7 protein-coding genes are annotated in these 6763 nt (G+C 66.8%); 4 read left to right on the top strand and 3 right to left on the bottom strand.

Features of this window, described 5'->3' with window-relative positions; all coding sequences use genetic code 11:
• Positions 1-496: 496 nt before the first annotated feature.
• The 3 genes from VFB33_17475 to VFB33_17465 all read right to left on the bottom strand — a co-directional run bounded on the left by VFB33_17475 (position 497) and on the right by VFB33_17465 (position 3251).
• Positions 497-1456, bottom strand: a complete 960-nt coding sequence (locus VFB33_17475) for an alpha/beta hydrolase (protein ID HZO83487.1) — start codon at positions 1454-1456, stop codon at positions 497-499.
• Between the two features lie 74 nt (positions 1457-1530).
• Positions 1531-2532: a hypothetical protein gene (locus VFB33_17470; protein HZO83486.1), complete on the bottom strand. Its 1002-nt coding sequence runs from the start codon at positions 2530-2532 to the stop codon at positions 1531-1533.
• Between the two features lie 188 nt (positions 2533-2720).
• Positions 2721-3251, bottom strand: coding sequence for a DUF992 domain-containing protein (locus VFB33_17465; protein ID HZO83485.1), 531 nt, complete (start codon positions 3249-3251; stop codon positions 2721-2723).
• 228 nt (positions 3252-3479) lie between these two features.
• Between VFB33_17465 and VFB33_17460 the strand changes: the two genes are divergently transcribed.
• The 4 genes from VFB33_17460 to VFB33_17445 are packed head-to-tail and all read left to right on the top strand — an operon-like array spanning position 3480 to position 6733.
• Positions 3480-4487, top strand: a complete 1008-nt coding sequence (locus tag VFB33_17460) for an LLM class flavin-dependent oxidoreductase (protein ID HZO83484.1) — start codon at positions 3480-3482, stop codon at positions 4485-4487.
• A 38-nt stretch (positions 4488-4525) separates the two neighbouring features.
• Complete coding sequence (locus VFB33_17455) at positions 4526-5533, top strand: (Fe-S)-binding protein (GenBank protein HZO83483.1); 1008 nt, start codon at positions 4526-4528, stop codon at positions 5531-5533.
• A 33-nt stretch (positions 5534-5566) separates the two neighbouring features.
• Positions 5567-5959, top strand: coding sequence for a RidA family protein (locus VFB33_17450; protein HZO83482.1), 393 nt, complete (start codon positions 5567-5569; stop codon positions 5957-5959).
• Between the two features lie 21 nt (positions 5960-5980).
• Entirely contained in the window at positions 5981-6733 is a 753-nt protein-coding gene (locus VFB33_17445; GenBank protein ID HZO83481.1) for an enoyl-CoA hydratase-related protein, read from the top strand.
• Positions 6734-6763 lie beyond the last annotated feature (30 nt).

Genomic DNA, 6763 nt, shown 5'->3' with positions numbered 1-6763 from the left:
TGGCGATGGCGATGGCGATGGCGATGGCGATGGCGATGGCGATGGCGATGGCGATGGCGATGGCGATGGCGATGGCTTTCCCCTACCTCCACCTCCACCGCCCCCGCCTTTGGAGCCGGAGCCTTTGGCGTACGCCGCTTTTACCTGTGCGAGCAGGCGCGGATTGGCGAAGCGGCGCGGAACGAAGATCGGCGCGCGCGGCTGGCCGGTCCCTTGCTGCGCTTGGACACTGAGGTCGAGCCGGGTCACCGAGTAGAGCTGCGTCTGCGGCCCGACCGGCGCGCCTTGGGCCGACAGGAGGTAGAAGCCCATCGTGACCGCCACCAGGGCCGGTAACGCCTCGCGCACCTTAGGCTTCATTACTCGCCTCCTCGGCAACGTAAGCCTCTCTATTTATCAAACATATGTCAAGATGCGCCTTGAATGGTGAATTATCGCCAGAATGCGTGTATCGGCAGAATGTCGGCCGAGAATCAGGAAGCCCAGTCGAGGACCGCTACAGCGAGCTGAGAAACTCGCACAGCAGGCGGTTGACCTCGCTCGGGCGCTCCTGCTGGACCCAGTGGCCGGCGCCGGGAAGCAGCACCTTTTGATTGAGGTTGGGCACGTTGGCCTCGAGCGCGCGGTAGGCGTCGCCGTAGAACTCCACGACGGCGTCCTTCTCGCCGGCGACAAACAGGGTTGGCTGCATCAGACGCGCTCCGTCGAGGAAGCCGCTCTCTTCCCATAGACGGTCGATATTGCGGTACCAGTTGAGCGCACCGCGAAAGCCGGTGCGGGTGAACTCGCCGACGAAGAAATCGACATCGGCCTCGGTCAACCACGGGGGCAGCTTCTTCGGCATCACGACGGAGTCGAGGAAAGTCTCGCCAGGCCCGAACGCGTAGCGCCATCGGTCGCTGCCCTCCGCGTCGCCCGACAGCGAGTAGAGCGCCGCGAGCATGGTCGCGCGCACGTCGCGTTCGAGGTCGCGCTCGGCCTTGTCCTCCTCCTGAAAGTACTGCTGGTAGAAGACCTTGCTGCCGAAAATCGCTTTGATAAGCGCACTGGGGCGCATCGGGCCGCGCGGCAGGTACGGGACGCTGAGCAATCCGACCGCGCGAAAAAGGTCTGGACGCAACTGCGCCGCCAGCCATGCGACCGGCGCGCCCCAGTCATGGCCGACGATAACGGCCGTGCGCTCGCCCAGCGCGTTGACCAAGCCGACGACGTCGCCGACGATGCGGAAGATGCTGTATTCGGCTACCGCCTGCGGGCGATCAGTCTGGCCGTAACCGCGCTGGTCGGGCGCGACCACCCGAAAGCCGGCCTCGGCGAGCGCGGGAATCTGATGGCGCCAGGAATACCACGACTCCGGAAAGCCATGGCAGAGCACGACGAGCGGCCCCTGCCCGGCCTCTACGTAGTGCATCCGAATGCCATTGGTTTCGACGAAATGATGGCTGAACGCGTTCATGCGACGCCTCCCGGTTCCGAAAGTGTACGCCGCACGCCGCGCCCACGCGACGGATTTTCGCCTGCGCGTCCACGTCAGTTCGGCAACCAGGCGAGCGCGCGCACTTCGCCGAACTCGCGCCGCAGCTTCTGCCAGGAGTCGCCGCCGTCGCGGCTGGCGTAGAGATAGCCATGCAGGCTGTTGGCGACCACGACGTTGGAATCGGCGGGGTTGGTCGCGAACCAGTACATCGTCGAGTTCGGCTCGACCGGCAGCGCCGCCTTTTCCCAGGTGCGGCCGCCGTCGCGCGTGCGCCAGATCGCGCCGCGCTTGCCTGGGATGAAGTCGCCGTTGGCGACGAAGAAGACCTCGGGGTTGTCGGGCCTGAGCGCGAGCCCGCGGCAATACGAAATCGTGTCGCGCTCGGCGAAGCGAGGAAAGCCGTGGACGTTCCAGCTCTCGCCCTCGTCGGTGCTGCTCCAGATCCCGTCAGGCGTCGTTGCCAAGAGCTTCGCCGGTCGCCCGGCACTCACTGCGAGTCCGTGGACGTCCTGGTTGAGCGGCTTGTCGCCCAGCGCGCGGCATTGCATCCACGTATCGCCGCCGTCGCGGCTGTGATAGACGCCGTCGATTTCGACGCCGACCCATAGCGAGCGCGGGTCGCGCGGGTCGAACACGATATTGGTGACCTTGGGCGCGCCGGCGAGGCACTTCTCGGCGATCGTAATATTCAGCTTGTCCCATCGTTTGCCGCCGTCCACGGTGCGGAAGACCGCGGGCGGCTTGGTGCCGGCGACGATGACATCGGGGCTCGTCGGCGAGACCGCCACTGACCAAATCTGCATCCCGTCCATCGGCGAGTTCACCAGTTCGAAGCTGGCGCCGTTGTCGGTGCTGCGATAGAGCCCGGCCTCGGAGCCGGCATAGACCTGGTGCGGATTATGGGGCGAGAGCGCAAGCGCGCGGATCTGGATTTCACCTGGCTCGGCATGAAACGGCAGGTCCATCTTGCTGCGCCGCCAATGGTTGCCGCTGTCGGGACTGAACCATACCCCGGCGCCGACCGTGCCCACGCAGATTGTGAATTCCTGTGCCATGGCGCTGACCTCGCGAGGTGGTCATCGCGCGGCGCCGGCGTACCGCACGCCAGAACTCCGAGGATCGATCGTGGCCGGCGGCCCGCGATGGTTCTGGCATTCGTGTAGCGCGTTCGCGGCCCGGATACCAACCCAGCCGCGGCAGGCGAACCCGGGTCGCCTGCCGCGGCTGCTATGGCTGCGAAAGATCAGGCGCCCTGGTGTTCCTTGGCCTCCTTCTCGGTCTTGGCCTTCTCGAACTTCAGGTTCAACTCGGCGATTCCAGCCGCCACGTTGAGGCCGTTCTGGCCTTCGATCGAGATCGGCTGCAACGCGATCGATTTCTTGAATCCGCCGACCAGCACGTTGCCGCCCGCGCCGACGCCCAGCGCGACGCTCGCGGTCGCGCCGCCGTAATGGCCGGCCAGCGCGCCCTCGCCGAGGTCGGTGGTCGGCGCGACCACCGCCCACAACATCACCGCCGAGGAGAGATAGCCGATGTCGGCGCCGAACTTGGTAATCGAGCCGTTGTAGTATTCAGTATGAGTCTTGTCACGCGAATAGGTGCAATGGACCGTGCGCGAGGAGCCGAAGATCAGACCCCATCCGCTGGCCACGTGGCAGGTCAGGTAGCCGGCTCGAACGGTCGCTTTCTCCTGCGCATGTGCCGGTGCCACGCACAGCGCGGCCGCCACCATTACAACCGCAGCGCCCACCGTGCTACGAACCCGTGGTTTCATACGCATCCCACTCCTTTCGCTGATGCCGAAAACGCGCGGATGGCGCGCCGGCTTTATGGGCAGGACGACGGGGCGGTGGGAGATGGCCGCCCGCGGCTGACCTGCGCAACGCGACCCAGTGGGGAGAATCATAGCCGACGGGCGCGGTTGAACAAACCTGGCGCCGGATGCGGCCCTTGGCTTGGCGACGCGCGACTATGATAAGAGCGAAGCCGAACCGGATGCCGGATGCAGGCGCTGCTGCTAGATTGGAATGCGCGCGAGCGAATCGTGAAATTCGGAATCCTTCAGTTCTTCAGCTGGCCCGAGCGGCGCGTCGCCCTGCCCACCGTGTACCAGCGCGCTCTGCAGCGGATCGAAATCATGGATCGCGCCGGCTACGACGCGGTCTGGCTCACCGAGCATCATTTCAGCGACTACAGCGTATGTCCGTCGATTCCGGTGATGGGCGCGCACGTTGCCGCGCGCACCACGAAGCTTAGGATCGGCGCCGGCGTCACGCTTGCCGCCTTCTACCATCCACTGCGTTTGGCCGAGGAGATCGCGCTGCTCGACATCCTCTCCGGCGGGCGGGTTAACTGGGGCGCCGGCCGCGGCTTCGACGCGCGCGAGTTTCGCACCTTTGGCGTGCCGATGGAGGAGACCCAGGCGCGTTTTCGCGAGGCAGTCGACATCGTGCTCCGGGCGTGGAGTAGCGAGCGGCTGACCTACCGCGGCAGGTATTTCTCGTTCGACGACGTCGAGGTCCTGCCCAAGCCGCTCCAGCGGCCGCATCCGCCGATGTGGGTCGCGGCCGGCTCGGTCGACGCCGTGACGTGGGCGGCTGCGCACGGATACCCGGTGCTGACCGGTCCCCATTCGACCTTCACCGAGGCGGGCGAGCATTGGGAGGTCTACCGGCGCGAACTTGCGCGCCACGGCCATCCGGTTGGCGGGCGCGAACTTCCGCACGCGCGGCTGCTGGCGATCGCCGCGACCGACGCCGAGGCCGCGGCGGTCGCGCGCGAGGGCGCCAAGTGGCTGCTCAGAACCTATATCGACGCCAAACGCTTCGGCGACGTCGATCCCGTGCAGCGCTACGTTGATTCAGTGGTGGTCCACGGGACGCCCGAGCGCGTGATCGATCAGATCGCGCGCCTGCACGAGGAGATCGGCCTCGATTACCTGATCGGAGCGCCGCTCAGCCATGAGACCTTCCTGTCGTTCACCGACCGCGTGCTGCCGAAGTTTTTGTGATTTGATGGCGCAGCCATTCTTCGAGCCGGGTGACAGCAATGAGCGACGACAAGATTCCGCAGCAGCGCGACAACCAGACGCCCGCCAATCCACTCGACACCTATTTCCGCAACATCATCGTGCTCAACCAGGCGCTCACCGCCGACGGACAGCCGTTTCGCGACTCGCACGCGCAGCCACGCCTGGGCGCTGAGGGTGAACGGCGCGCCACGCTCTGGCTCGGATGCAACGTGCTGCGCACGCCCCATCTGGCCCAGCTCGCCGCCGCCGTTGTGCATCTGCTCAATCCCGAGCTTTCGATCCTCGGGGGACCCGCGCATTGCTGCGGCAGCCCGATGACCGAACGCGCCGATCGCGAGCGCGCGCTCGCCCGCACGGTCGGCCATTTCCAGGCCGAGGGCGCGCCGACGCTTATCAGCTGGTGTCCGTCGTGCCATACCAATCTGCGCAAGGGCTCGGATCCGGCGCAATGGGGCTTCGACGAGCTGCACGTCACCGAGTTCATCGCGCGCCGGCTCGACCGGCTCGAGCTAAGACCGCGGCTGTCGGCGCGCGTGATGCTGCACGGCCATACCGGCACGCCCGATCGCGACCGCGATATGGAGAACTGCCGCAAGCTGCTGGCCGCGATTCCCGGCCTCGAAATCGTTGCCGAACACAGCGACCCCGAGCTTGGGCTGCATTGCGTGCCGATCCTGCTCGCGCCGCAGATCGGGAGCGCCGGCTTCGAAAGCAGGATCGCGTGGATTCTGGCGAGCGCGCGCGCGGCCCGCGCCGACATGCTGGTGACGATCTATCACTCGTGCTACCGCGAGTTCGAAAAGCGCCTGCATGACAACTCGCCGATCATTGAAAACTACATCACGCTGCTCGCCCGCGCGCTCGACCTGCCGGTGCCAGCCAACGTTTATCGCGAGCTCGCCCACGGCGCCGGCGCGCGGATCACGGAGGAGCTGAGATGCGCCGCCGAGGAGCGCGGCGTGCGCCGCGACGAGCTGGAGCGCGCGCTTAAGGCCGAGTTCCCTTCGGCGGCGGCCAAGTCCTAGAATCGCGGCCAACCGGCACAGGAGGAGACGCAAATGGCGCAAGGCTTCAATCCCAGTGGTTTGAAGGCCCCCTTCGGCGCGTTCTCACATGCGGCGTGGGCGCCCGCCGGCCGCACGCTCCATATCTCGGGCCAGGTGGCGACTGACGACGAGGGCAGGGTGGTGGGCGAGGGCGACATGCGCGCGCAGACCGAGCAGACCCTGCGCAATATCGCAACCGTGCTGCGCGCCGCGGGCGCGACCTTCGACGACATTGTTGCGATCACGGTTTTCGTCACCGATATGAAGCAGCTCGGTGCGATCCACGAAGTTCGCCGCAGGTATTTCAAGCCGCCGTACCCGGCGAGCACGCTGGTCGAGGTCAAGTCGCTGGTCGATCCGCGCCTGATGATCGAGATAAACGCGATCGCGGTGGTCGCTGGCTGAGCTGCGCGGCGGAGCATGCCGATGGGCAGCGACCTAGTCCTCTATGACTCCGGCGAGCGGATTGCGACCATCACGCTCAACCGCCCCGACAGGCTCAACGCGCTTTCCAACGCCCTGGTGGCCGAGCTGCGCGACGCGCTGATTCACTTCCAGGGCGGCGACGACCGCGTCGCGGTGCTGACCGGCGCGGGCGAGCGCGCGTTCTCGGCCGGCGCTGACCTGCGCGATCCGCCGCGCGATCCGGAGCTGTGGGAGTGCATGCCGGGCGTGGGGGTGCCGCTCACCAAGCCGATCGTCGCGGCGGTCGCTGGCCATTGCGTCGGCGGCGCGTGCTGCCTGGTCGAATTCTCGACTCTCGCCGTCGCCGCGGACAACGCCGACTTCTCCTATCCCGAGGCGCAGCTTGGCTTCTGCGGCGGGCTCATTGCCGGCCTCGCCGTACGCATCCCGTACAAGGTCGCGATGGAGCTGATGCTGACCGGGGCGCACATGAAGGCGCAGCGCGCCTACGAGGTCGGGATGGTCAACGCGGTGGTGCCGGTCAAGCGTCTGATGGAGTCCGCGCGCGAGTATGCGCGCAAGCTTGCCGACAGCGCGCCGCTGGTGCTCGGCCTGCTTGAGACGTTCACCCGCGATATGCTGCTGCCGCGCGGGCCGTCGGAGTTGCAGGCGCTTGCGCGGCGCCAGTTGATGCGGGTTGCGCGCTCGGAGGATGCGAAGGAGGGCGGGCGTGCGTTCGCCGAGAAGCGCAAGCCGCGCTTCACCGGCCGCTAGCGCCCCGGCGGCAAGTGTGCCCGGCCCGCG

This window comes from Candidatus Binataceae bacterium (assembly GCA_035650475.1).
GTDB lineage: Bacteria > Desulfobacterota > Binatia > Binatales > Binataceae > JAKAVN01.
The sequence above is the reverse complement of the archived record's forward strand: the minus strand, read 5'-3'. Positions and strand labels throughout refer to the sequence as shown.